The 24148-nt window shown below is 61.2% G+C and carries 19 protein-coding genes; 7 read left to right on the top strand and 12 right to left on the bottom strand.

What is annotated here, in order from left to right:
* The first annotated feature begins 310 nt into the window (after positions 1 to 310).
* Complete coding sequence (locus R2E40_RS15920; protein WP_318163868.1) at positions 311 to 1906, top strand: ATP-binding cassette domain-containing protein; 1596 nt, start codon at positions 311 to 313, stop codon at positions 1904 to 1906.
* Positions 1907 to 2324: 418 nt separating this feature from the next.
* On the opposite strand, the gene R2E40_RS15915 is transcribed toward R2E40_RS15920, so the two are convergent.
* A complete protein-coding gene (locus R2E40_RS15915; RefSeq protein ID WP_318163867.1) occupies positions 2325 to 4187 on the bottom strand; it encodes an NACHT domain-containing protein in 1863 nt (620 codons plus the stop codon).
* Between the two features lie 612 nt (positions 4188 to 4799).
* On the opposite strand from R2E40_RS15915, the gene R2E40_RS15910 reads away from it, so the two are divergent.
* The 3 genes from R2E40_RS15910 (at position 4800) to tsgA (ending at position 7382) form a co-directional block, all read left to right on the top strand.
* Positions 4800 to 5180, top strand: a complete 381-nt coding sequence (locus tag R2E40_RS15910) for a hypothetical protein (protein WP_318163866.1) — start codon at positions 4800 to 4802, stop codon at positions 5178 to 5180.
* A gap of 283 nt (positions 5181 to 5463) precedes the next feature.
* On the top strand, positions 5464 to 6165 hold the full coding sequence (gene deoD / locus R2E40_RS15905; RefSeq protein ID WP_065476578.1) for a purine-nucleoside phosphorylase: 702 nt from the start codon (positions 5464 to 5466) through the stop codon (positions 6163 to 6165).
* A 53-nt stretch (positions 6166 to 6218) separates the two neighbouring features.
* On the top strand, positions 6219 to 7382 hold the full coding sequence (tsgA, locus tag R2E40_RS15900) for an MFS transporter TsgA (protein ID WP_244089487.1): 1164 nt from the start codon (positions 6219 to 6221) through the stop codon (positions 7380 to 7382).
* Positions 7383 to 7460: 78 nt separating this feature from the next.
* On the opposite strand, the gene R2E40_RS15895 is transcribed toward tsgA, so the two are convergent.
* The 5 genes from R2E40_RS15895 to R2E40_RS15875 form a co-directional block, all read right to left on the bottom strand.
* The gene (locus R2E40_RS15895) at positions 7461 to 8138 is read right to left on the bottom strand and encodes a Crp/Fnr family transcriptional regulator (RefSeq protein ID WP_043159657.1); all 678 of its coding nucleotides are present in this window, start codon (positions 8136 to 8138) and stop codon (positions 7461 to 7463) included.
* Positions 8139 to 8328: 190 nt separating this feature from the next.
* Entirely contained in the window at positions 8329 to 11598 is a 3270-nt protein-coding gene (locus tag R2E40_RS15890; protein ID WP_318163865.1) for a response regulator, read from the bottom strand.
* 164 nt (positions 11599 to 11762) lie between these two features.
* Entirely contained in the window at positions 11763 to 12530 is a 768-nt protein-coding gene (locus tag R2E40_RS15885) for a class III extradiol ring-cleavage dioxygenase (RefSeq protein ID WP_318163864.1), read from the bottom strand.
* Positions 12531 to 12922: 392 nt separating this feature from the next.
* Positions 12923 to 13393: an FKBP-type peptidyl-prolyl cis-trans isomerase gene (locus R2E40_RS15880; RefSeq protein WP_042065740.1), complete on the bottom strand. Its 471-nt coding sequence runs from the start codon at positions 13391 to 13393 to the stop codon at positions 12923 to 12925.
* Positions 13394 to 13556: 163 nt separating this feature from the next.
* Positions 13557 to 14711: a Na/Pi cotransporter family protein gene (locus R2E40_RS15875; RefSeq protein WP_201885657.1), complete on the bottom strand. Its 1155-nt coding sequence runs from the start codon at positions 14709 to 14711 to the stop codon at positions 13557 to 13559.
* Positions 14712 to 14959: 248 nt separating this feature from the next.
* On the opposite strand from R2E40_RS15875, the gene R2E40_RS15870 reads away from it, so the two are divergent.
* Positions 14960 to 15340, top strand: a complete 381-nt coding sequence (locus R2E40_RS15870; protein WP_016351481.1) for a hypothetical protein — start codon at positions 14960 to 14962, stop codon at positions 15338 to 15340.
* Positions 15341 to 15438: 98 nt separating this feature from the next.
* On the opposite strand, the gene R2E40_RS15865 is transcribed toward R2E40_RS15870, so the two are convergent.
* From R2E40_RS15865 to R2E40_RS15840, 6 genes are all read right to left on the bottom strand, one after another.
* Complete coding sequence (locus R2E40_RS15865) at positions 15439 to 16782, bottom strand: APC family permease (RefSeq protein WP_318163863.1); 1344 nt, start codon at positions 16780 to 16782, stop codon at positions 15439 to 15441.
* A complete protein-coding gene (locus tag R2E40_RS15860) occupies positions 16782 to 16931 on the bottom strand; it encodes a hypothetical protein (protein WP_162837661.1) in 150 nt (49 codons plus the stop codon). Before R2E40_RS15860 ends, R2E40_RS15865 begins: the two co-directional genes overlap by 1 nt.
* Before the next feature lie 357 nt (positions 16932 to 17288).
* Positions 17289 to 18632, bottom strand: a complete 1344-nt coding sequence (locus R2E40_RS15855; RefSeq protein ID WP_011706801.1) for an APC family permease — start codon at positions 18630 to 18632, stop codon at positions 17289 to 17291.
* The gene (locus R2E40_RS15850; RefSeq protein WP_254902341.1) at positions 18629 to 18754 is read right to left on the bottom strand and encodes a hypothetical protein; all 126 of its coding nucleotides are present in this window, start codon (positions 18752 to 18754) and stop codon (positions 18629 to 18631) included. The genes R2E40_RS15855 and R2E40_RS15850 overlap by 4 nt, the downstream gene beginning before the upstream one ends.
* A 235-nt stretch (positions 18755 to 18989) precedes the next feature.
* The gene (gabT, locus tag R2E40_RS15845; RefSeq protein WP_318163862.1) at positions 18990 to 20279 is read right to left on the bottom strand and encodes a 4-aminobutyrate--2-oxoglutarate transaminase; all 1290 of its coding nucleotides are present in this window, start codon (positions 20277 to 20279) and stop codon (positions 18990 to 18992) included.
* A gap of 147 nt (positions 20280 to 20426) precedes the next feature.
* Positions 20427 to 21890, bottom strand: coding sequence for an NAD-dependent succinate-semialdehyde dehydrogenase (locus R2E40_RS15840; RefSeq protein ID WP_318163861.1), 1464 nt, complete (start codon positions 21888 to 21890; stop codon positions 20427 to 20429).
* Positions 21891 to 22200: 310 nt separating this feature from the next.
* Between R2E40_RS15840 and puuR the strand changes: the two genes are divergently transcribed.
* The gene (gene puuR / locus R2E40_RS15835; RefSeq protein WP_011706798.1) at positions 22201 to 22812 is read left to right on the top strand and encodes an HTH-type transcriptional regulator PuuR; all 612 of its coding nucleotides are present in this window, start codon (positions 22201 to 22203) and stop codon (positions 22810 to 22812) included.
* Positions 22813 to 22863: 51 nt separating this feature from the next.
* Positions 22864 to 24141 carry an FAD-binding oxidoreductase gene (locus R2E40_RS15830; protein WP_318163860.1) on the top strand — a complete coding sequence of 426 codons (1278 nt, stop codon included), beginning with the start codon at positions 22864 to 22866 and terminating at the stop codon, positions 24139 to 24141.
* Positions 24142 to 24148 lie beyond the last annotated feature (7 nt).

Below are 24148 nucleotides of genomic sequence, written 5' to 3'. Positions count from 1 at the left end.
TTTTCGTACGAGGCTTCATTTTGGCTGAAAATGGCTGACAACAGGATCTTAACCAGATGATGTGTGTTGACCTGCCCGCATACGCCGGGTTAGCCTCTTGGCTCTTCTGATATATGAGTACTTCCTCCGATGCGCATTTAACCTGTCCGCACCCCGCTGTTGGTTCCTCTCCCGCCAGGGAGAACGGGTGCGTCTTACCGTGACAGGTTGATGCTGATTCCTTGCTTGTTTTCCCATTTGTGGACACGTGTCCCTGTCATTTGGCTTGGCTCTTGGCCTGCGGCTCCCGCATTGGCCCATAGGAGTTCAGATGACCCATATCGCATGTCATATCAACGCCTTGCAGCTGCCCTTCGGCGCCTGCACTGTGCCCCTTACCTTCACTTTACCCGCTGCGGGCTGCACCCTGATCGGCCGCAACGGCATCGGCAAGAGCCTGCTGCTCGAACTGCTGGCGGGCCAGCGCCGCGCGGCTTCTGGCAAGATCGAGTGGTTGACTCCCATCGGCTGGTTGTCCCAGTTTGCGCCCGTGCAGGCTCATGACGACGGAGCCAGCGTGGCCGACCTTATCGGCTGGGGCGAGCCGCTGCGGGCCCTTGAGCGCATCGAGCAGGGGAGCTGCGCCCTGGACGATTTCGAGCGGCTGGCTGATCGCTGGAACCTGCGCAGCGATCTTGCCGACCTGCTGGCAGAGGCTGGGCTCAGACTCGATGCCCACGCCCCGGTCAGCACCCTGAGCGGCGGTCAGCTCACCCGTTTGCGCCTGCTGGCGCTGTTTGCTAGACCTGCTCACTTTCTGCTGCTCGATGAGCCTGACAACCACCTGGATGCCAGTGGCATCGCGTGGCTGAGCCAGCGATTGGCCAGCCACAGTGGTGGCTATCTGCTGGTAAGCCACGACCTGCGCCTGCTCAATCAGGGGAGCCAGATCCTGGAGCTGGGCGAGCAGGGGCTGCAGAGTGCCAGCCTCTCGTTTGAGGCATTTCTGGCGCAGCAGGCCGAGCTGCAGGCTGCCCGCAGCGCCCGGCTGGCGCAGGCGGAGTGTCGTGAAAAGGCGGCGGCGCGCAGCGTGCAAAAGGTGCGCGAACAGGCGGCCAGACGGGCCAGTCAGGGACGGCGCGAGCGCGGCTCCCAGGCCAAGATCCTGCTCGATTTCAAAGCGGAACAGGCGGGCAAATCCCTTGGCAAGGTGCTGGATCGCCATGAGCGGGGCCACAGTGCCCAGCTGGAGGCGCGCGCCGAGGCGGCGGCCGCGCTGGCGGCGGTGCAGCCGCTTGTCATGCAGTGGCCGGCGAAAAGCGATCGCAAGGGGGCGGCCCAGCCACTGGTGATCACGGCGGCGCGCCACAGGCGCTGGCATGATCAGCAGGTAGATCTGGTGCTGCAACGGGGGGCTCGCTGTCTGTTGGCCGGTGGCAACGGCTGCGGCAAGTCGAGCCTGCTGCAGATGCTGCGCGGTGAGCTGGTACCCGATGCAGGCAGCTTTCGCATCAATGGCCGGCTGGCGTGTCTCGATCAGGGACTCAGCCTGATTGCGCGAGACCTCAGCCCGCTCGCCAACCTGCTGGCTGCGGCGCCAACACTCTCCGAGAGCGAGGCAAGAACCCGGCTGGCGGGCATCGCACTGCGCGGCGATCGCGCCCTGGCGCCCAGCCATGGGCTGAGCGGTGGCGAGCGGTTAAAGCTGGGCCTCTTGATGGTGCTGGCGCAACAGCCTGACCTGTTGCTGCTGGACGAGCCAGACAACCATCTGGATCACCCCTCGCGCCAGCTGCTCACTCAGGTGCTGGCCGACTACCCAGGCACCCTGCTGCTGGTCTCCCACGATCCCGAGTTTGTGGCCGGGGTGGGGGTTGAAAGGGAGTATTGGTTGGAGGGGGAGAAGCAGACGGTGAAAAGCGTATGAACTTCTGTACAAGTTCAAGAGGTCGGTGGACGAGAGCCTGGGTCTGGATGTGCCGCAGTCCGGCACGCTTGCCAACCAGCCGCTGCTGTTCGTTAATTTACCAGCGGAGTTTGCTCGGTTAAGGGCATTTCTGCTGGCTTGAGCCTTTGATGCGATCTAACCGATAGAAATAAAAATCCCCCGGTAACGGAGGATTTTTATTTTCTGGATTGGGAAAGATGACTCAAGTTCGAGCTGCTGATCGTTTCCCACAATCCCTAGTTTGTTGCTGGAGTCGGGATTGAAAGGGGGTATTGCTTGCAGATGAGTTAGCCGTTTAATGATTCGTTAAGAATGGTGAGTGCCTTTAAGTTTTTCTTGAATTAAAAGATGCCAATTGGTGGTTGTTGGTAATTAAAACAATAAATTCAATTATTTATTATTCCAAGTTCCAGTCAATATCTATGGCACTTCTCAATCTGTTTACTCTCTCTGAAATCAATTTGTAATGGGAGTTGTAGAAATCAAAAATGAACTTTGAGGTTTGATTGTAAATTTTTTTATCATCTATTGATTTTATAATTTCCCCCATGCATATGGAACCTCCACTAAGCAATGATTTTTCTACCAACATCATTATTTCATTTCCTTTTTTCGTATGTCGTTCATCATTGGCAATTTGAGTGAAATCATCTAACATTTCAAAAATATGCTCATCTAGGCCTAAAGCAAAATCATCAATGCTGGTTATTTTTTCGCTAAACAAGCGCATTGCTCTGATGGCTTTTTGTCCATCCAGACTTGTAACTGAACTAAAATCTAGGATATTGTTTTTATATATGGCATTAGCTGATAGATTGTTAACTATTGATTCTGTTATTTCTTGCAAAGCAGTATCACTTTTGTCAGAAGATAGTTTGTCCATACCAATGTCATTCATATATGACAATACTAATTCAGAGTCACAGTCATCTGTGTCAATGTCCATTAAAAAACCTATTGCACCATAGAAGGAATCACTTGTGTTTATATTGCTTTTGAGTTTTGAATAAACTTTCTTTTTCGAATTTAAAGGAAGGGAAGCAATGAATTTTGCCGCATGAAATTCTTGTATGGATCTATGTAAAAATACATACCTGTCATACCCGTCCTTTTGGAGTAGGCATGTAATGTTTATAATATCTTGTTTTATGTTTTCTGAATTTTCATTTGCGCAGTCACATAGCATCATTGCAGAATAAAGAGTCTCATTCAGTTTTGACTCGTTGAATTCAAGTTGGTCTTTTCTTATGCTTTCGAAACATAGAGCATTAAAAATATCATTAGCTTTGCCAGCAGGGATTGATGCGTACTTTTCTCTATTGAAGTTTTTAATTTTGTCATGACGGCTGTACAGGGTGATGAATAATTTATCATAAAAGTCAATGACATTTTCTGGAACCTTATCAAGATACGGATAGCAAACATATAGTAAATTTGCCAAAATAGGGGTTTTTAAGGTTTCTCTTAAACTTTTATTATTATCCAGTAGTGTTTTAAGTTCAGATGATGAATTGTATCGATCAAGTCTTTTAATAATATTTATTACGTCGTCTTTAGTGAGGTTTTTAACTGTGAGGTTTGAGATGCCTGGCTCATGACAAATTTCAGTTCCTGGCCGACTAGTTACTATTATTCTTGCATTAAACTGAGTGTTTAAACTAACAATTTCCGCTAATGTTTTTATCCTGTCTTTGCTTGGTATTTCATCGAAGCCATCTAGCAATAATAGAGCCTTTCTCGATTGCAATAGATATTCTACTCTGGCATCGCTAGTATCTATCCCGACTTCATTCAATGTCTTTTTAAAGTAGTTTAGTATGGAAGAATTATCTAATTTTCGCAGCTCAATAAAAAATGGAAAAATATTAGCACGTCTTATCTCCTCAAGAAAAATCTTTCTTAATATAGTGCTTTTACCTTGGCCAGCGATACCAATAATGTTTATTACCTTGCTGTAATCCAAATTTATATTATCATCAACTCGGATTTCAAAGTCTGATTTAGCCTGCAAGGTTAATGGGGAATATATTTCATCTAAATAAACATCATCTTCAGCGCTATGCAAAGTTCTGATTTTTAAGTTTCTAGAAACATATTTATCAGTGTAGGTGTTAAGTATATATTCCTCAGATAGCTGATTTAATATCTCCTTTCCATTTTCAGTATCAAACCCCCATGGTTTCTCTAATATTTTTTTTGTCATATGAGAAACAATTTCTTTTAATGCAACACTGCTCAAGGCTAGGGTTGTAGAGTCCATAGAATACCTTCTTTAAAAGACTTGATAATAATCGTCGTTTGGAATTATGGGGAGTTAATTTTCGTTGGACTAACCCTCGCGAGTTGGTGCTGAACGAAGTAAAACCTAATGTTTTGCGAGAAAGAGAGATTCGGTTTTTGATTTTCTATTGCCACGCTACCGCCCGTGGATTACAGCTTCCAAAATGCTCCATTAACCGGAGAGGGTAGCAACCCATCGCCAATGAATAGGCACCGGATGGCTATGTTAAGCCAATCGAATCTGGTCTCACCAGTCAAAAAATGACGTAACTATCAGGAATATCTGCGTTTTATGCGCTGGCTCAAGAAATCGCTGTGGCAGGAAGCTGGATTCCCATGGCCCTTGATTTTATTGGGATCGGCGAGCGTCGTGGAGAAGAAGGGGTTGGCTTGCTGTTGAGACGGAGCTGGTCGGGGAGAATCCCGCTTAGCCAATCGGCGCTATAGTGCGATGGTGCCCTGTGCTCCGTCTCCCAAGCTGGCGAGGTGGGGGATCTGCGGCAACAATCAGCTCTTGTCATAACAGTTACTTGCAATCAGATCACCATGCAAACAGGTCACCATGCCAACACATCACAATAAGGAACGTCATATGAAGCGTATTGCCATCCTGTTCGGCCTGCTCTGCGGCAGCGTGCTGCTGGCCAATCCGGTCTTTGCCAACGACTCGGCCCAGTTGCAGTGCGAGGCGCAGGCCGCGGCCAAAAAACTGGCGGGCGCCGCCAAGACCAGCTTTGTCGGCAAGTGCGTGAAAGATGCCGCTGGCGCCGCGACCGGCGAATGCGAGAAGGCGGCAGCCGACAAGAAGCTGGCCGGTGCGGCCAAGAACAGCTTTATCCAGAAGTGCGTGAAGACGGGCACGGCGGTGGATCCGGCGGCCAAGTGTGAGAAGGCGGCGGCCGACAAGAAGCTGGCTGGCGCGGCCAAGAACAGCTTTGTCCAGAAGTGCGTGAAGGATAGCGCCGCCAAGTAAGGCGTTTTCTTATCCGGTGTGTTTGCGGGGGGCCAGCAGGCCCCCCGCGCTTTTGGGGGCGCAAGGACGTTATCGCTGGGCGGGTGATGCAGCGCTTGCCGCAAGGGCAGGGCTGATTCAGAGCCAATAAGCGGCGGCGAAGGGGGGCAAGCTGAGGTGGTTCTGGAGAAGTTGCCGGAACTGGGATCTCGATCGGGGCAACAGGACTTTTGTCCTGCAAGAGGAGAGGGGACGGGGGCTAGGATGCCCTCATCCACACGAGTCAAACTGGAGCACAACAACAATGACCGCTCATATCAATGCCAACCCGGGCGATTTCGCCGAGACCGTCATCATGCCGGGTGATCCGCTGCGGGCCCGCTATATCGCCGAGACCTTTCTGACCGATGCGCGCGAGGTGACCAATGTGCGCAACATGCTGGGCTATACCGGCTACTACCACGGCCAGCGTATCTCGGTGATGGGCCACGGCATGGGGATCCCCTCCATGGTGCTCTACGCCCACGAGCTGGTGAACGACTTCGGGGTCAAGCGGATCATCCGCATCGGTAGTCTGGGGGCGACCCAGCGCCACGTGCAGATGCGCGACGTGATTCTGGCGCAGGCGGCGGGCACCGACTCCCCGACCAACGCCAAGCGCAGCGCCGGCTACCAGATGGCCACCTCGGCCGACTTCGCCCTGCTGCACAAGGCCTTTACCAAGGCGCAGGAGAAGGCGATTCCGGTCAAGGTGGGCAATATCTTCACCGGCGATCTCTATTACGATCCGGACGACAACCTCATTCCGGCGCTGGAGAAGTTCGGCGTGCTCGGCATCGACATGGAGGTGGCCGGTCTCTACGGGCTGGCCCATCAGCAAGGGATCGAGGCGCTCGCCATCCTGACTGTCTCCGACCACTGCCTGACCGGTGAAGAGACTAGTGCCTCCGAGCGGCAACTCTCCTTCAACCAGATGATCGAGCTGGCGCTGCACACCGCGCTGTAAGCGCCGCGGCCCGCCCAACCCTGCACGCACCCTGACCCCAAGAGAGATCCAATATGAACAATAAGCTCTCCCTCACTGCCATCAGCTTCCTGGCCAACTTCGTGATGGCCGGTTTTGCGACCCAGTTCGGCATGCTGATCGACCCCATCGCCGCCAAGTTCGGCGCCGATGTCAATCAGGTGGCCTCCATCTTCTCCCTGCTCAACGGCGGAGCGCTGGCGGGCACCATTGCCGCCTTCTTCCTCATCGAGAAGGTGGGCCTCAAGCGGATGACGCTGCTCTGCTACGGCCTGATCGCGCTGGCGGCGGCTTCGCTCCATCTGACCGGCTCGCTCTATGTGGTGATGGCGGCCATGACGGTGATCGGCCTGTGCGGCGGGGTGGGGCTCTGCATTGCAGGGACCCTGGTGGTGAGCGTCTGGCAGGCGCGGATGCAGAGCACCATGCTGGTGGTGCAGGATGCCACCTTCAACGTGGCCGGGGTGGTCTTCCCGCTTATCACTACTTACACCCTGACTCACGCCATGGCGTGGAGCTGGAGCTATCTGGCGGTGGGTGTGGTGGCGCTGGCGACCATGCTGGTGGCGGTGCTGACCAACTTCCGCAGCTGCGAGGCGGGCGGCGAGAGCGCCGGCAACGAGCACTCGGAGTGGAACCTCGGCATCATCAGCGGCGGATTGGGGCTTTTTCTGGGCATGCTGGCGCTCTACACCTTCCTCACCTGGGCGCCCATGTTCGTGAAGAACAAGTTCGGCATCCCCTTCGAGGAGGCGGGCAATATCATCACCCAGTACTGGACGGCAGCCCTGCTCGGCGCGCTGGTGTCGACCGCCATCGTGACCCGCATTGCGATCCGCACCTTCCTGTTGGTGATCATCACCTTGGCGATGGGGATGACGGCGCTTATCGTCACCACCGACAACCTGAGCCAGCTGCCTTATCTCACCTACGGTTACGGTTTTGTCTGCGCCGCGCTCTACAACGCCTTTATCGCCTACGGGGTGTCGTTTGTGCGCCAGGCATCGAGCAAGAACGTCTCCTACATCCTTATCAGCGGCAGCGCCGGGGCCATGTTCAGCCCGGCCATTAGCGCCCTGCTGGAGCAGGTGATTGGTCTGCAGGCGGTGATGTACGCCATCCCGCTTATCTATGGCGTGATCCTCGCCATGCTGGTGGCGTCGCTGCGCATGGCCCGGCCCCAGCCCTGTCTCGCCTGAGCGGGGGAGTAAACAGCAAGAGGGGCGGTATAAACCGCCCCTCTTTTTTGTCTTTAACTGGCAACTGATGCCTGTGACTTATGGCTGCTCCAGAAAGGCCTTGAGCCCCGCCAGATCGCGGATCTGCAATCCCTCCTCGCCGCGCTCCACCCATCCTTTATCCATCAGCTCTTTCACCGCCCGCCGGTAGACCCGGTCGGTCGTGCCGAAGCGCTCCGCCTCCTGATACCCCTTGCGAAAGCCGCTCACCGGGTTGTGGTGGCAGTGGCTGTGATAGAGGTCGAGGGCGATGTTGTAGCTGATGGGGTAGAGCATGCGGCAGGTGAAGATATCCACCGTGTCCTGATAGTCGATGGCAATGGCGGTGGCAAAGAAGAGCGCCACCTTGGGGTGGGCGACCAGCGCCTGTTCCAGCTGCTCGCCGTCAATGCGGGCCACTTCCAGCGGCTCCTCGGCGATGATGTCGAGCTGGCAGCGGTAGCCGGTGAAGAACTCCATCTCGCCAAACAGCTGGTGGTCGCACTCCAGGGTGCCGAGCTGAAAGCGGCGGCCATTCATGGCGGTGTGGCCCATGGCGATGCGGCCGCTCTTGACCAGCACCAGATCCCGCAGCGGTTCACCCTGGCGCATCAGGGGCTCTCCCTCGGGGATGAGACGCCGCTCCGTGATGCAGGAGCTGACCACCTGTTCGATGAGATCGTGGCCGGCTTGCCAGTGGGGCTGAAAGCGCCCCTTGAGAAGGGGTTTGAGTTGCATGGGGTTCCGGGTCGTCGCCAAACACAAACGGCTATTACACACCCTGCCGCTGGCAGACTCCAGTCCCAAGAGATGGCGGGCTGGCGTGAGTATGCGAGGGTGTGACAGAGATCGGGCTGGCAGGACTGGGGTGGACACGGCTGGCGCGGATAGGGCGGGAGCGCAGGCCCGCGCAAGCTGGCTCAGATTATCAGACCGGGCTCAATGCGCCAGCATTGGTCTGCTCGAGGCTGGCCAGGGCCGTGCGCAGCCGGGCCAGGCCGATGGGCTTGTAGAGGCACTCGTCCATACCGGCGGCCAGGCAGCGCTCCCGCTCGCGCGCTGTGGCGTGGGCGGTAAAGCCCCAGATTGGCAACGTGTGGCCGCGGGCGCGCAGGCGGCGGGTCAGCTCGAAGCCATCCATCAGTGGCATCTGGCAGTCGGTGATGATGAGAGAGAAGTCCTGATTCTGGATGGCCCGCAGCGCCTCGGCGCCGTTGCCGCGCACGCTCACCTCGTGGCCCAGGTGTTTGAGCTGCTGGCGCAGCAGCACCTGGTTGGCGTGGTTGTCGTCCACCACCAGCACCCGCAGCCGGCCGGCGGCGGCCGGGGTTGATGGCCGCTTGGGGGAGGGCTCCATGGCCGACTCGGCATCGAGCGGCGCAGGCAAGGGGTCGCACGCTGGCTCTGGCGCCAGCGGGGTGAGCGGCAGCCGGATCCTGAGCTCGGTGCCGGCGCCAAGCTCGCTGCTGACCGCTATCTTGCCTCCCATCAGCTGGCACAGCATGCGGGCGATGTTGAGGCCAAGACCGGTGCCGGCAAACTGGTAAGGGTCGTGGGCGCGGTAGAAGGGGTTGAACAGCCCTGGCAGCTTGTCGGGGGCGATGCCCACCCCGCTGTCGCGGATAAGCAGGTGCAGCTGGGGTTGCTCCGCGCTCCCCGCGAGGCTGGCCTGCAGGCTCACTTCCCCCCGTTCGGTGAACTTGATGGCGTTGCCGAGCAGGTTGAAGACGATCTGGCGCAGGCGCGGCCCGTCGATCAGCACCCGCGGCAGGGGATCCAGCTCGACCCGGTAGCTGAGCCCCTTCTGCTCGGCCATGCCCGCAAAGGCGCGGGCCACCGATTGCAGCAGCGGCGCCAGCTCGCACGGCTCGGGGGCCAGGGTCAGCTGGCCCGACTCGATGCTGGAGATGTCCAGCACGTCGCCGATGAGATCCAGCAGACCGTTGGCGGATTCGGAGGCGATGCGCAGCTGCTCGCCGGTGTAGGGGGCGAGGGCGGGATCCTGGCTCGCCAGCTCCAGCATGCCGAGGATGGCGTTCATGGGGGTGCGGATTTCGTGGCTCATGGTGGCCAGAAAGTCGCTCTTGGCGCGGCTGGCGCGGTCGGCCTGCTCCTTGGCGCGGCGCAGCGCCTCCTCCATGGTCTTGCGCTCGGTGATGTCGATCCAGCCGTTGATCACCCCGCTGATGGCACCGCGGTAGTCAAAGTAGGGCACCATCCAGTGGTAGACGAACTGGCGCGGACCGCGCTGGCTGAAGATGCGATCCGACAAGATGGGGCTGCCGCTTTGCAGCACCTGCTGAAAATCCTGCTCCAGGGTGGTGATGGCCTCGGCGCCCAGCAGCCCCTTGAGCCCCTCTGCAAACGAGGTGCCGAGCACCCGCTCGATGGGGGCGTTGAGGATGGCCAGGTACTTGCTGTTGCAGAGGATCACCTTGCCGCGCTTGTCGCGCACCACGATGGGGTGGGGCAGGCTCTCGCCGAGCGCCTCGATGAAGCGCACGTGTTCCTCCAGCTGGCGGCGGGAGGCCTGCTCCGAGCGGGCCAGCCGGTTGAGCATGCGGTTGCGATAGAGCAGCAGCAGGGCGATGGCGAACAGGCCGGCCAGCAGCAGGTAGAAGTAGGGGGCGTTGCGCTCCATGAAGGTGGGGGCCGGCAGTTTGCGGTTGCGCCACTGGTAGCTCATGGTGGCCAGCTCGTTGGGGGCGATGGAGAGGATGGTCTTGTCGATGACATCCATCAGCATCCGGTTGCCCGGCAGGCTGGCAAAGCCCATCCGGATGGGCTGGTTGTCGGCGGGGCCGGCGATGCGGATCTGGCTGAGCCGGCCGCACTCCACCGCATGCTGGGCAAAATAGAGCGGCACTATGGCGGCGTCGAGCCGGCCGTCGTCGACCGCGGCCATCGCCTCGTCGGCACTCTCCAGATAGCTCACCCGGCTGTTGTCGAGCCGCCGGGCGATGGGGTTGTAGTGGGTGCTGCCCACCCGCTTGCCGGCGAGCTGTGCCAGATCACCGCTCAAGGCATCCCCCTTGCGGGCCACCAGCACATAGATGTCGTCGGTGGCATAGGGCAGGGAGGGGCGCAGCCGGTAGCTCTCGGCCACCGGGCGGGAGATGGCGCCGATGAGATCCAGCTCGCCCCTGAGCAGGGCCTCGTTGCGCGCCAGCTCCGAGCCATAACTGACGAACTCGAAGCGCAGGCCGGAGCGCCGGCTGATCTTCTCCAGCATCTCCACTGACATGCCGGTGAGCTGGTTGTCGTAGTCGCGCACCCCGTAGGGATAGAGATCGTCCATCAACCACACCCTGACTGGGCCGGCCGTCGCCAGCCAGGCGCGCTCCTCTGCGCTGTAGAGCTCGCTGGGGCGTTCGACGATGTCGCGGATGGGGCCGTTCCACTGGCTGAAGATGAGGCTGTGGGTGATGTCGCTCACCCCCGCCAGGGCGTGATTGAGCAGCGCCAGCAGCCGGGGGCTGTCGGCCGAGACAGCAAAGCGAAAGCCGTCCGCCGCGATGGCGGGCTGTGCCTGGCTGCGCTGCCGGATCTTGTCGAAGCGCTCGCTGTTGAGGTAGTGCAGGGAGTGGGGGTCGCTTAGCAGCAGTGGCTCGCGGCCGAAGAAGACCGCATCGAAGGCCGCCACGTTGGAGGGGTAGTTGACCAGCACCAGATCCGGGTAGTAGCGCTTGAAGGCGGCCTCGTCCACATAACCCTGCACGGTGGCGACCCGCTGGCCTGGCAGCAGCAGCGGGCCCTGCTCGGCGGCGAGCGCCGAGAAGACGGGGGTACTGCTGAAATAGCGCTGGCTGAGGGCGATGCCCGCCTGGTCGGGGCCGCTCAGGCTGAGGTTGCCGAGATTGACAAGGTCAAGCTCCCCCGCCCGCAGCGCCGCCAGTGCGCTGCGCTTGTCGTCGAACACCCGCAGTTCGACCGGCTTTTGCAGGGTCTTGGCGACGATGTCGAGATAGTCGGCGGAGATCCCCTCGAAGTGCTCGTCCGGCCCGGTCATGGCGAACGGGCGGTAGTCGTGGCGCAGCACGCCGACGCGCAGCAGCTGGTGCCGGGCCAGCCACTGCTGTTCGGCCGCCTGCGTGGGGGCCGGGCTGCTCTGCAGGTAGTGACGGCTGTGCAGGGTGAGCGCCTGGGCGCAGAGGGGAAACAGCAGGCAGAGCAGCAGCAGGGGTCGAATAAGGTTCATTGCCGGCTTGCGCCCCCTCCCGCTGGTCAGATGGTGATCGAAAGCGGCGATTCTACCGAAGAGCGGCGGACAATGAACCTTTATTCAGCAGTTTGTCAGTGCCGACGCCATAAAAAATGGCGGGAAGTGACCCGCCATCTTGCGTTGTCTGGCACTGCCAGGGCTCAACCGAAGCGGTAGGAGCCCATGTAGAGGCTGCCGCCATCCCAGCTGTCGTGCAGCTTGACCGGCTTGTCCTGGCCGGCGGCGCCGAGTGCCACGAACAGCGGGCGCAGGTGATCGTCGTGGGGATGGGATTCCACCGCCCCCGGCGCCCGTGCCCGGTAATCTTCCAGCGCCACCCGGTCGCCTTCGCTCATGGTCAGCTCCAGCCAGTTAACGAAGCTGCGGGCCCAGCCCGGCACCGGCGAGTTTTCCGGCCCCAGTGCCCGCAGATTGTGGGTGATGGCACCGGAGGCCAGGATGCCGATCCCCTGGGCGCGCAGCTGCTGCAGCGCCTCCCCCAGTTGCCACAGCTGGCGCGGGGTGAAGCTGGCCGGGATGGAGAGCTGCACCAGCGGGACGCTGCTGGCGGGATCCATCAGCGAGAGCGGCGACCAGACCCCGTGATCCAGCTCGCGGCGCACCGGCTCGGCGGGCAGGCACGCCAGCAGCAGCTGATCGCTCACCGCCTCCTGCAGCCAGAGCGGGCTGCTGGCCGGCCAGCGGATGTGGTAGAGCGGCTCGGGGAAGCCGTAGAAGTCGTACATCAAGGCCGGGTTGGGCTCGACGTTGATCTGCAGCTCGCTGCGGGTAAACCAGTGGGCCGAGATGACCACCAGCCCCTTGAGATCGCCAAGGCGCAGATTTTTGAGGAAATGGGTCGCCGGCTGGTCGCGCAGAACCAGATCCGGGGCGCCATGGGAGATGAACCAGACGGGGGCGATAGACATGACAGACTCCATATGCGTTATGCCGGTGCGCGGCGCACCGAAAACTGTGGGCCAGGGCGACATGCCACTGACGATATGGTCATTATCTGCCCCGATAATGAAGTTAACAATCCAGCTATATGAATAAGCACTGTTCACTATTGGTTGATAGTGATGGGGAGGAGGGTGGGCGATTTTACTCATGACAAGGCCGGCGCAGTGGCCGGCCCTGAGAAAGGCTGAGAGCGTCTTGCCCCACAGCCATCAGTTCATCTTGATGCGGACTTAATCCCTAACAGCGCCACCTCGCAGGTCAGCACGGGCGCTGGGTGGGATCTGGCCGGTTTTTACTGAATACCCAGCAGTTCCACGTCGAAGATCAGCACGGGCGCTGGGTGGGATTTGGCCGGTTTTTATTGAATACCCAGCAGTTCCACGTCGAAGATCAGCACGGATCCCGGCGGAATTTTGCCGGCGGCGCGATCGCCGTAGGCGAGGTTGGCGGGGATGTAGAAGCGGGTCTTCTCCCCTTCCACCATCAGCTGCACCCCTTCGGTCCAGCCGGCGATCACCTGGTTGAGGCCGAACTCGATGGGCTCGCCGCGGGCGACCGAGCTGTCGAACACGGTGCCGTCCAGCAGCTTGCCCTCGTAGTGCACCTTCACCTTGCTGGTGGCGGTGGGGTGAACGGTGCCGCTGCCCGGGGTCAGCACTTCATACTGCAGGCCGGAGGCGGTGGTGGTCACCAGGGGTTTTTCCTTGTTGGCGGCGAGGAACTCGGCGCCCTTGCGCACGTTTTCCACGGCCTGCTTCTTGTTGTTGCTGCTCGAGTAGAAGTAGTAGGCGACGCCGGCAACCAGCAGCGCGATCAAAACGAATTTCATCGGGTATCCCTATGTCGTGAAATGCCGAGAGGGCAGTGAGAGCGGCATCTTATCCCAGCCGGGGAGCGAGGGCGAGCCGGCGGGCGGCAAGATGTGACTGGACGGGCAAAGCCAGAGGCAGAGCCGGGGCCGAGGGACGCAGCGCATCCCCCGGCCCCCGTCGTTACTTGGCGGCCACCATCATCAGGGCGGGCAGGGCGAAGAAGAGGCCCGCCACATAACCGAGCGCCAGCAGCTTGTTCTCGCTGCCGACCCGGGCCAGCCCCTCGGCCGCCTTGACCGGCAGCTCGCGCAGGAAGGGCACCCCGTAGATGAGCACCACGGCGAACAGGTTGAACAGCACGTGCACCAGGGCGATGGTCAGCGCCAGCTTGGCACCGGCGCCGCTGATGGCGGTGGCGGCCAGCAGGGCGGTGATGGTGGTGCCGATGTTGGCGCCCAGGGTGAAGGGGTAGAGCTGACGGGTGCTGAACACGCCGCCGCCGGCCAGCGGGATCATCAGGCTGGTGGTGGTGGAAGAGGACTGCACCATCACGGTGACCAGGGTGCCGGAGGCGATGCCGGTCAGCGGGCCGCGGCCCAGCGCCCGGTGCAGCAGATCCCTGGCACGGCCTACCAGCACTTTCTGCAGCACCTTGCCGAGCCAGGTGACACAGCCGAGGATCAGCAGGATGCCGATGCAGATGGTGGCGATGGCGGGCCCTTTGCCCGGCAGGAAGGCCACCAGGCCGTCGATGAAGGTGAGGGCCGGGGAGAGCAGCGGCTTCATGAAGTCCATGCCCTGCATCGACATGTCGGCGGAGCCCGCCAGCAGGTCGGCCAGCGCCTCGGCGCTCTTTTGCAGCAGGCCGAACATCAGTTCCAGCGGCAGGAAGATAAACACCGCCAGCAGGTTGAAGAAGTCGTGCACGGTGGCGGCGGCAAAGGCGCGGCGAAACTCGCCCCGATCCCGGATATGGCCGAGGGAGACGATGGTGTTGGTGATGGTGGTGCCAAGGTTGGCGCCCATCACCATGGGGATGGCCATGCCGATGGGCAGGCCGCCGGCCACCAGGCCGACGATGACCGAGGTCACCGTGCTGGAGGATTGCACCAGGGCGGTCGCCAGAATGCCGAGCAGCAGGGCGACGAAGGGGTTGCTGGCGAAGGCGAAGATCTGGGCCGCGCCCTCGGCACCACCGGAGAAGCCCTTGAAGCCGTGGGAGACGGCGCCGACGGCAACCAGGATCAGGTAGATCAGAGTGATGACAGCGAGCCAGTTGAACAGTGGGCCGGTACGACGGGTCTGCTGTTGTGCGAAAGATGGTGTGCTGTGCATGAAGCCTCTTGGGACAGTCTGCGTGAAAATGGACGGGCGCATTAGACCAAGGCTCCATGACAGAAATATGACAAAGTGACACTTTTGTGATGCTTTGATGACATGAAAGGTGGGGCCCATTGGACAGGAGGTGTCGGAGCAGGCCGGGATCCCGGCCGGTTTGGCCGCAGATCCCCCGCGCGACTTGCAGCCGGGAGTCAGGGCGCTATGCTGCCCCCTTTCCTTCCCTCAACGAGAGTGATGTTGTTATGCGTGCATGGGTGCTGTGTCTGTCCCTGGGTCTGCTGTCTGCCGGTGCGCAGGCGAGCGTGTTCAAATCCGAGTGCAACCTCGACAAGGCGGTGAAGAACGAGGCGCTCAACGCGACCCTAGGGGTCAAGGGCAACTGCGATACCGACAAGCTGGTGCGCCAGCAGAAAGAGAAGGCCAAGGCCGAGGTGAAGAAGAACACCACGGACGTGCTGGACCAGAAAACTGCCGGCCTCAAAGAGGGCAAGAGCCAGCTGCAGGGGACCCAGCAGAAGGTCAATCAGGCCGGTCAGCAGCTCAAGCAGACCCAGCAGGATGTGAAGGCGGTGGCCAAGGATCCGCTCAAGGCGGCCGCCACCGCGGTGATCAATCAGGGCTGATCAGCCTGCCTGCTTTGGGTGGGGCCGCGAGCGCGGCGTGCACAGCAAGAAGGGGAGCCATGGCTCCCCTTCTGCATTTGTGCTTCTGCTCGTCGCCCTTACTGGGTGTCGGCCGCTTCTTCGTACTGACGGAAGGGGATGCGGAACACCGCGAGGCGCAGGAACAGGTAGGTGACGCCAAGACCGGCCCAGATCAGGCCCAGCTCCAGCGAGCTCTGCTCCAGGTTGATCCAGAGTGCGCCTATGGTGGCGGCGCCCAGCAGCGGCAGTACCAGGAACAGCAGGTGCTCCTTGAGGCTCTTGTTGCGCTTCTCGCGCACCCAGAACTGGCCGATGACCGACAGGTTGACGAAGGTGAAGGCCACCAGGGCACCGAAGTTCACCAGCGCCAGCGCCATGTCCAGATCGAACGACACCGCGGAGAGCGCCAGGGCGCCCACCATCAGCACGTTGATGGCCGGGGTGCGGAATTTCGGGTGGATGTAGCCGAACACCCGCTCCGGGATCATCCGGTCACGCCCCATCACGTAGAGAATGCGCGACACGCCGGCGTGGGCAGCCATGCCGGAGGCCAGCACGGCCACCGTGGTGCACACCAGCACCACGCTCTGGAACAGGGTGCCGCCGACGTAGAGAGCGATCTCCGGCAGCACGGCGTCCGGCTCCTTGAAGCGGGCCAGATCCGGGAAGTAGAGCTGCAGGAAGTAGGAGACGGCCACGAAGATGATGCCGCCGATCAGCGCGGTCAGCACGATGGCGCGCGGGATCACCTTGTCTGCGTTGGGGGTCTCTTCGGAGAGCGAGCTCAAGCCGTCAAAACCCAGGAACGAGAAGCAGAGGATGGTGGCACCGGTAAACAGCGGCACCATGCCGGCCGACTCGAAGTGGAACGGCCGGCTGCTCAACAGGGTCGCTGCCCCTTCACCGTGATAGATGCCCCAGCCCATCAGACCGAGGAAGACGGTGATGATGGCGAGCTGGATGAAGACGATGACGCCGTTGAAGTTGGCCACCAGGTTGATGCCGCGCAGGTTGAGGAAGGTCATCACGGTCACCAGACCGAAGATGAAGATCCAGGGCTCGACGCCGGGGAACATGGCGGTCAGGTAGATCTTGGCCAGCAGGATGTTGATCATCGGCATGAACATGTAGTCGAGCAGGGAGGACCAGCCGACCATGAAGCCGATGTAGGGGTTGAACACCTTCTGGGCATAGGTATAAGCCGAGCCAGCGGAGGGGAAGCGGCGCACCAGATGGCCGTAGCTGAAGGCGGTCAGCAGGATGCCACCGAGCGCCAGCAGATAGGCGGTGGCGACGCGGCCTTCGGTAATGTCACCGACGATGGCAAAGGTATCGAATACCGCCATGGGTGTGAGGTAAGCCAGACCCATCACCACTACCTGGAAGAGGGTGAGCGTCTTGAGCAGCTTGGCACCGGCCATCACGCTTTCTCCTCTGCGATCGCCAGGTCGGCGAAGGGGGACGGGATCAGGGACGCAGCGCGTCGCTGGACACAGGGGACGCCGGTCTGCGGCACAGACGGGTGGCGTACGCCGGCGGGCACCGGCAGGAAAGCAGTGAAATGCCCCATGTTTTTCCTCACAACGTCGGGAGATTGCCTGGCAATCTCGATATCAATTCCGGTACAAAGTCCGGCCTCTTGGTGAATGTGGTTTTCCCCTAAAAAACGAAGAACCGATGCTGCAAAAAACATCGGCTCTCAGGGGCGGCGTATTGTGCCCTCAGGGGGGGGAGGACACAAGCAAAAAAGCCCTCGTCGGGGGATTTTGTTGACCTGGGTCAGGTCGGGCTGCGCCACCGGGCTGGCAGCCAGTGTTGACGGGGGCTGCAGCGACGCAGGTCACGCGTGAAAATGGCTGTTGCGCAGGGCTGACAGGGGTAAAAAAAAGCGCCCGCAGAGGGCGGGCGCTGTGAACGCAAAGAAGGCTTAAGAGGCGTCGGTTTCGGGCCGGCGCAACTGGACCCGGAACACGGTGAGGCGCAGCAGCAGATAGAGGGCGCCGAGTGCGGCCCAAATCAGCCCCAGTTCGAAGGAGGCCGGCTCCAGGTTGAGCCAGAGCACGCCGATGCAGGCGGCCCCGCACAGGGGCAGCAGCAGGAACACCAGATGATCCCGCAGCGTCTTGTTGTGACCGAGCTTGACGTAGAAGTGGGCGATCACCGCCAGGTTGACGAAGGTGAAGGCCACCAGGGCGCCGAAGTTGATCAGCGCCAGCGCCATCTCCAGGTCGAACGACACCGCCGAGAGGGCCAGCACCCCCACCAGCAGTACGTTCAGGGCCGGGGTCTGCCAGGTCGGGTGAACGTAGGCGAAGAAGCGGCTCGGCAGGGCGCGATCCCGTCCCATCACGTAGAGCAGGCGCGACACGCCGGCGTGGGAGGCGAGCCCGGAGGCCAGCACCGCCACCGTGGTGCAGACCAGCACCACTGCCTGGAACAGCTTGCCGCCTACATAGAGGGCGATCTCCGGCAGCACCGCATCCGGTTGCTGGAAGCGGGAGATGTCCGGGAAGAACAGCTGCAGGAAGTAGGAGACGGAGATGAACAGCACGCCGCCGATCAGCGCCGTCAGCACGATGGCGCGGGGGATCACCCGGGAGGCGTCCGGGGTCTCTTCGCTCAGGGTAGTGATGGCGTCAAAACCGAGGAACGACAGGCAGAGAATGGAGGCGCCGGTCAGCAGAGGGGCCACATTCATGTGCTCGGAGAAGAAAGGACGGCTGCTCGCCACCGTGCCGAGCCCTTCGCCATGGTAGACACCCCAGGCGATGAGGCCGATGAAGACGGCGATGATGCTGAACTGCATGATGACGATCAGGCTGTTGAAGTTGGCCACCAGCTTGATGCCGCGCAGGTTGAGCAGGGTCATGACGGTGGCCAGACCGAGGATGTAGGTCCAGGGTTCCACGCTCGGGAACAGGGCCTCCATGTAGATCTTGGCCAGCAACATGTTGATCATCGGCATGAACATGTAGTCGAGCAGGGAGACCCAGCCCACCATGAAACCCACGTAAGGGTGAAACACCTTCTGGGCATAGGTATAGGCGGAGCCTGCCGAGGGAAACTTGCGTACCAGGTGGCCGTAGCTCATGGCGGTGAACAGCATGCCGATGAGGGCGAACAGGTAGGCGGTGGGCACATGGCCTTCGGTGATCTCGGTGACGATGCCGAAGGTGTCGAACACGGCCATGGGGGTCAGGTAAGCCAGCCCCATGATGACCACGTGCCACAGTTTGAGGCTTTTTTTCAGGCCGACGGGTTGGGCATTCATTGTGCTTTCCCCTCAATCCGGGCCGAAGGGATCAGGCTGACGGTATCAACCTGGGCATAGGGGGCGCCAGAGACGCGGCGCAGACCGGCGTGGGCCGGCAGGAAAGCAGTGAAATACCCCATGGTGTTCCTCACTAGAGAAGCGGGTGTCGTGAGATGGCAACCCATCTCGCTATCATTTCCGGTCGGTTCCGGCCTCGTTGTGGATTTGTTTGCCGCAAAAAAAGAACCTGACTCAGCAAGTGGTCGGTCCTTTGTTGCGGCGGCGCATTGTGCATTCGTGTTGCCCCCTTGACAAGCATATCAAGGGGGCAAAAACGCATTTTTTTGCACTGATGAGCGGATGTTGCGGTTCTGATCAGCCCTGGGCTGCCAGCAGGGCCTGCTCGAGCAGATCCAGCCCCTCGTCGACGAGGGCCGGCGAGGCCGTCAGCGGCGCCAGGAAGCGGATGACGTTGGCACGCACACCGCAGGCCAGCAGCACCAGCCCACGCTTGCCCGCCTCGGCCACCAGCCGCTTGGTGAGGTCGGCATCCGGGCTGGCCGCATCGCGCTGTTTGACCAGCTCCATGGCCACCATGGCGCCGGGGCCGCGGATGTCGCCGATGCAGTCAAAGCGCTCCGCCAACTGCTGCAGGCGGGCCTTGATCTGCTCGCCCTGAGCGTTGGCCCGTTGGTTGAGCTGCTCCTCCTCGATCACCTCCAGCACCGCCAGGGCGGCGGCGCAGGCGATGGGGGAGCCGGCATAGGTGCCGCCCAGGCCACCCGGCTTGGCGGCGTTCATCACCTCCGCCTTGCCCACCACGGCGGAGAGCGGGAAGCCGCCGGCCAGGCTCTTGGCCAGGGTCATGATGTCCGGCTCGATGCCGGCATATTCGGTGGCGAAGGTCTTGCCGGTGCGACAGAAACCGCTCTGGATCTCGTCGCAGATGAGCAGGATGCCGTGCTGATCGCACAGCTGGCGCAGGCGCTGCATGAAGCTGGCGGAGGCGGGGTAGAAGCCCCCTTCACCCTGCACCGGCTCGATGATGATGGCGGCCACCCGGGTCGGCTCGATATCCGAACTGAAGCAGAGATCCAGCGCGGCCAGCGCATCGGCCTCGCTCACCCCCAGATAGTCGCTCGGGAAGGGCAGGTGATAGACCTCTCCCGGGAAGGGGCCGAAGCCGGTCTTGTAGGGCACCACCTTGCCGGTGAGCGCCATCCCCATCATGGTGCGGCCGTGAAAGCCTCCCTTGAAGGCGATGGTGCCGCTGCGGCCGGTGTGGGCGCGGGCGATCTTGATGGCGTTCTCCACCGCCTCGGCGCCGGTGGAGAGAAACAGGGTGCGCTTCGGGGTGGGGCCGGGCACCAGGGCATTCAATTTTTCCGCCAGCTCGATATAGCCGGGGTAGGGGGTGACCTGGAAACAGGTGTGGCTGAATTTTTCCAGCTGCGCGCGTACCGCCGCCACCACTTTCGGGTGGTTGTGGCCGGTGTTGAGCACGGCGATGCCGGAAGCAAAATCGATGTAGCGGTTGCCCTCCACATCCCACAGCTCGGCATTTTGCGCCCGCTCGATAAACACCGGCAGCAGGGTGCCGACGCCGTTGACCACGGCCGCTTCACGGCGCGCTTGCCACGCCTTGTTTGATGCTGACTGACTCATCTTTCCTCCCTGAGGGGCCGGGCCCCTGTCTCAATGTGGCGAGGCCCCCTTGGGAGCACTCACTTCGTCCTTGTGAACTGATATGGCTGCGCCGGCGGGTGGCGGGCCCCTGTTGCAGGCCCGGCTGCCGGCGCAAGATGTGACTGCCTAGCGGATGCCGCCAAAGCAGAGATATTTGGTCTCGAGGTACTCCTCCAGCCCCTCGGCCGCCCCTTCACGCCCCAGGCCCGACTCCTTGATGCCGCCAAAGGGGGCCAATTCGGTCGAGATGATCCCCTCGTTGATGCCGACCATGCCGTATTCGAGCTGCTCGGCCACCCGCCAGACGCGGGCGATGTCGCGGCCATAGAAGTAGGCGGCCAGACCATAGGGGGTGTCGTTGGCCAGGGCGATGGCCTCGGCTTCGGTGTCAAAGCGCACCAAGGGCGCCACCGGGCCGAAGATCTCCTCCTGCAGGATGGGGTTGGCTTTATCGACCTTGCCCAGAATGGTGGGCTGGTAGAAGAGCGGGCCGGCGGGGTGGGCTTCGCCCCCCAGCAACAGCTCGGCGCCGGCGGCGGTGGCCTGTTTGACCAGCTCGGCCACCTTGCTGGCGGCGGCCGGGTTGATGAGCGGGCCTATCTGGGTGCCCTCGCTCATGCCGTCGTCCACCTTGAAGGCCTTGACCGCGGCGGTGAGCTTCTCGGCGAAGGCGTCGTAGATGCCGGCCTGCACCAGGATGCGGTTGGCGCAGACGCAGGTCTGGCCGGCGTTGCGGTATTTGGAGGCGAGCGCCCCGGCGATGGCGGCGTCGAGATCGGCGTCGTCAAACACGATGAAGGGGGCGTTGCCGCCAAGCTCCAGCGACAGCTTCTTCATGGTGTCGGCGCACTGGCGCATCAACAGCTTGCCGATGCGGGTGGAGCCGGTGAAAGAGAGCTTGCGCACCGTCTTGTTGTTGCACAGCTCGTTGCCCACCGCCGCGGCCTGATGGCTAGTGACGATGTTGATGACTCCGGCCGGGATGCCTGCCTGCTCCGCCAGTGCCGCCAGCGCCAGCGCGCACAGCGGGGTCTCGGCGGCCGGCTTGATGACGATGGTGCAACCGGCGGCCAGCGCCGGGCCTGCCTTGCGGGTGATCATGGCGATGGGGAAGTTCCAGGGGGTGATGGCGGCGACCACTCCGACCGGCTGCTTGATGGTGGCCAGCCGGCGATCGCTGGAGAAGCCCGGAATGGTGCGGCCGTAGGCGCGTTTGCCCTCTTCCGCGAACCACTGGATGAAGCTGGCGCCATAGGCCACTTCCCCCTTGGCCTCGGCCAGCGGCTTGCCCTGCTCGCAGGTCATGATGCGGGCCAGCTCCTCCTGGTTGGCCATGATGAGCTCGAACCAGGCGTAGAGCCGGTTGCTGCGCTCCTTGGCGGTGAGCGCCGCCCAGCCGGGCTGGGCCGCGTGGGCGGCGGCGATGGCGCGGCGGGTATCGCCCTCGTCCATGTCGGGCACCTGGGTAATGACCTGACCGGTGGCCGGGTTGTGCACCTCGAACCGGCGTCCGCCGCCGGCTTCACACCAGCGGCCATCTATATAGGCAAGGGATTTGATCAGGGAGAGTGCGGGTTGTGATGCTGACATAGATAGCAAGCCTCGATTGTGGGTCAGGGGGCCGGCTCATCCTGTGCCGCCACCGTATAGAATAATAAGCACAGGAAGACCATAAATTGAGCTGAAATGTTTTTCAAGTGTTAAATATATTTGAGTAAACTGTGTCTCGCGTGCTAGAAATGGAGCTGTTGGAGCGATTTTACCGGTTTTTGCGGTGCAGGGTGTGCAAAATAATGAACGGCATACACTGTGCAGGATAACAAACAGGTCGGTGGGATTGACTCGCTATTTTAACCGGGTGCCCAGCTGGCACCTGACAGGCACACAGGGAGGTGGCCGAATGCAGCAACCACAGGGCGAGACGCGCTGGCAGTCCATGACCGACAACCCCATGACGGACAAGGGCGTGGCGCAGAGCATGGGCGAGCGTCTGGCGGCCACCCGCCGTCGGCTCGGGCTCTCCCAGCGGCGGGTCGCCGAGCTGAGCGGGCTGACCCATGGCGCCATCTGCATGATAGAGCAGGACAAGGTGAGCCCCTCGGTGGCCTCTTTGCAAAAACTGCTCAGCGTCTATGAGCTGCCGCTGTCGCGCTTCTTCGCGGAAGAGGAGGGCGGTACGCCGAGCGTGGTGATCAAGGCCGAGCAGCTGATCGAGCTGGGCAGCCAGGGGGTCTCCATGAAGCTGGTGCACAACGGCAACAACCGCCGCCAGCTCGGTTTCATGCTGGAGACTTACGCCCCCGGTACCGACACCGGCGGCCAGGTCACGCATCTGGGGGAGGAGGTGGGCACCGTGCTGGAGGGATCTGTGATCCTGACGGTGGCGGGCCAGGCCTATCCGCTCAGCGCCGGGGACAGCTATGTGATCGACACGGGCGAGCCCCACAGTTTCAGCAATCCGTCGGGGCAGGTGTGCCGCATCGTCAGCGCCCACACCCCGGCCAACTTCTAGTGCCGAGACATCGTCTCGTTTGGGAAAAGAACCGGTAAGGAAACAGGGATCATGACCGAACATGTAAACAGTTACTACGCAGCCAGTGCCAACAAACACTCGCCCTATCCGACGCTGACCGAACAGCTGGAGTGCGATGTCTGCGTCATCGGGGCAGGTTATACCGGCCTCTCCAGCGCGCTGCACCTGGTGGAAAAGGGTTATTCGGTGGTGGTGCTGGAGGCGGCCCGGGTGGGCTTTGGCGCCAGCGGTCGCAACGGTGGCCAGATCGTCAACTCCTACAGCCGTGACATCGACACCATAGAAGCGAACTGCCCGCCGGATCAGGCCAGGCTGCTCGGTTCCATGCTGTTTGAGGGGGGCCAGATCATCCGTGAGCGGATCAAGCGCTACAACATCCAGTGTGATCTCCAGGAGGGCGGGGTGTTCGCCGCCGAGACCGAGAAGCAGCTGCACGAGCTCAAGGCGCAGAAGGCGCGCTGGGAGAAGTGGGGCAACGACAAGCTGGAGCTGCTCGATGCCGACGGCGTGCGCGAGGTGGTGGCGAGCGATCGCTACGTCGGGGCCCTGCTCGACAAGAGCGGTGGCCACATCCACCCCCTCAACCTGGCGCTGGGGGAGGCGGAAGCCATCCACTTGCAGGGGGGCAAGATCTTTGAGCAGTCCGCCGTTATCAGCATCACCCCGGGCACGCCTGCGCTGGTCAAGACCGCCAAGGGGGCGGTAAAGGCGCGTTTCGTGGTGGTGGCCGGCAACGCCTATCTTGGCAATCTGGTGCCCGAGCTCGCCGGCAAGAGCATGCCCTGCGGCACTCAGGTGATCGCCACCGAGGTGCTGGGGGAGGAGCGGGCCCGCTCGCTGCTGCCGCAAAACTACTGCCTGGAAGATTGCAACTACCTGCTCGACTACTACCGTACCTCCGGCGATCACCGGCTGATCTATGGCGGTGGCGTGGTCTATGGGGCGCGGGATCCGGCGGACATCGAACGGCTGATCATCCCCAAGATGCTGAAAACCTTCCCGCAACTGGCGGACGTCAAGGTGGAGTACACCTGGACCGGCAACTTCCTGCTCACCCTGTCGCGTCTGCCACAGTTTGGCCGTATCGGCTCCAACATCTACTACATGCAGGGCTACAGCGGCCATGGCGTTACCTGTACCCATCTGGCGGGCAAGCTGCTCTCCGAGGTGTTGAGCGGTCAGGCTGAGCGCTTCGATGCCTTTGCCAAACTGCCGCACTACCCCTTCCCGGGTGGCCGCCTGTTCCGTATCCCCTTCACCGCCGCCGGCGCCGCCTGGTACACCCTGCGCGATCGGCTGGGGGTGTGAGTCAGCG

This window comes from Aeromonas sp. CD, assembly GCF_033349375.1.
Taxonomy (GTDB): Bacteria; Pseudomonadota; Gammaproteobacteria; order Enterobacterales; family Aeromonadaceae; genus Aeromonas; species Aeromonas hydrophila.
Note: the sequence above shows the minus strand (reverse complement) of the source record. Positions and strands in the feature narration are given on the sequence as shown.

Excerpts from the sequence above, each read along its gene's own strand:
- R2E40_RS15880 (WP_042065740.1), bottom strand. The coding sequence starts at position 13,393 with ATGAAATTCGTTTTGATCGCGCTGCTGGTTGCCGGCGTCGCCTACTAC.
- R2E40_RS15910 (WP_318163866.1), top strand. The coding sequence starts at position 4,800 with ATGAAGCGTATTGCCATCCTGTTCGGCCTGCTCTGCGGCAGCGTGCTG.
- R2E40_RS15885 (WP_318163864.1), bottom strand. The coding sequence starts at position 12,530 with ATGTCTATCGCCCCCGTCTGGTTCATCTCCCATGGCGCCCCGGATCTG.
- R2E40_RS15840 (WP_318163861.1), bottom strand. The coding sequence starts at position 21,890 with ATGTCAGCATCACAACCCGCACTCTCCCTGATCAAATCCCTTGCCTAT.
- R2E40_RS15870 (WP_016351481.1), top strand. The coding sequence starts at position 14,960 with ATGCGTGCATGGGTGCTGTGTCTGTCCCTGGGTCTGCTGTCTGCCGGT.
- R2E40_RS15860 (WP_162837661.1), bottom strand. The coding sequence starts at position 16,931 with ATGGGGCATTTCACTGCTTTCCTGCCGGTGCCCGCCGGCGTACGCCAC.
- R2E40_RS15850 (WP_254902341.1), bottom strand. The coding sequence starts at position 18,754 with ATGGGGTATTTCACTGCTTTCCTGCCGGCCCACGCCGGTCTGCGCCGC.
- R2E40_RS15895 (WP_043159657.1), bottom strand. The coding sequence starts at position 8,138 with ATGCAACTCAAACCCCTTCTCAAGGGGCGCTTTCAGCCCCACTGGCAA.
- R2E40_RS15890 (WP_318163865.1), bottom strand. The coding sequence starts at position 11,598 with ATGAACCTTATTCGACCCCTGCTGCTGCTCTGCCTGCTGTTTCCCCTC.
- gabT (WP_318163862.1), bottom strand. The coding sequence starts at position 20,279 with ATGAGTCAGTCAGCATCAAACAAGGCGTGGCAAGCGCGCCGTGAAGCG.
- R2E40_RS15875 (WP_201885657.1), bottom strand. The coding sequence starts at position 14,711 with ATGCACAGCACACCATCTTTCGCACAACAGCAGACCCGTCGTACCGGC.
- R2E40_RS15920 (WP_318163868.1), top strand. The coding sequence starts at position 311 with ATGACCCATATCGCATGTCATATCAACGCCTTGCAGCTGCCCTTCGGC.
- puuR (WP_011706798.1), top strand. The coding sequence starts at position 22,201 with ATGCAGCAACCACAGGGCGAGACGCGCTGGCAGTCCATGACCGACAAC.
- R2E40_RS15865 (WP_318163863.1), bottom strand. The coding sequence starts at position 16,782 with ATGGCCGGTGCCAAGCTGCTCAAGACGCTCACCCTCTTCCAGGTAGTG.
- R2E40_RS15915 (WP_318163867.1), bottom strand. The coding sequence starts at position 4,187 with ATGGACTCTACAACCCTAGCCTTGAGCAGTGTTGCATTAAAAGAAATT.
- tsgA (WP_244089487.1), top strand. The coding sequence starts at position 6,219 with ATGAACAATAAGCTCTCCCTCACTGCCATCAGCTTCCTGGCCAACTTC.
- R2E40_RS15855 (WP_011706801.1), bottom strand. The coding sequence starts at position 18,632 with ATGAATGCCCAACCCGTCGGCCTGAAAAAAAGCCTCAAACTGTGGCAC.
- R2E40_RS15830 (WP_318163860.1), top strand. The coding sequence starts at position 22,864 with ATGACCGAACATGTAAACAGTTACTACGCAGCCAGTGCCAACAAACAC.
- deoD (WP_065476578.1), top strand. The coding sequence starts at position 5,464 with ATGACCGCTCATATCAATGCCAACCCGGGCGATTTCGCCGAGACCGTC.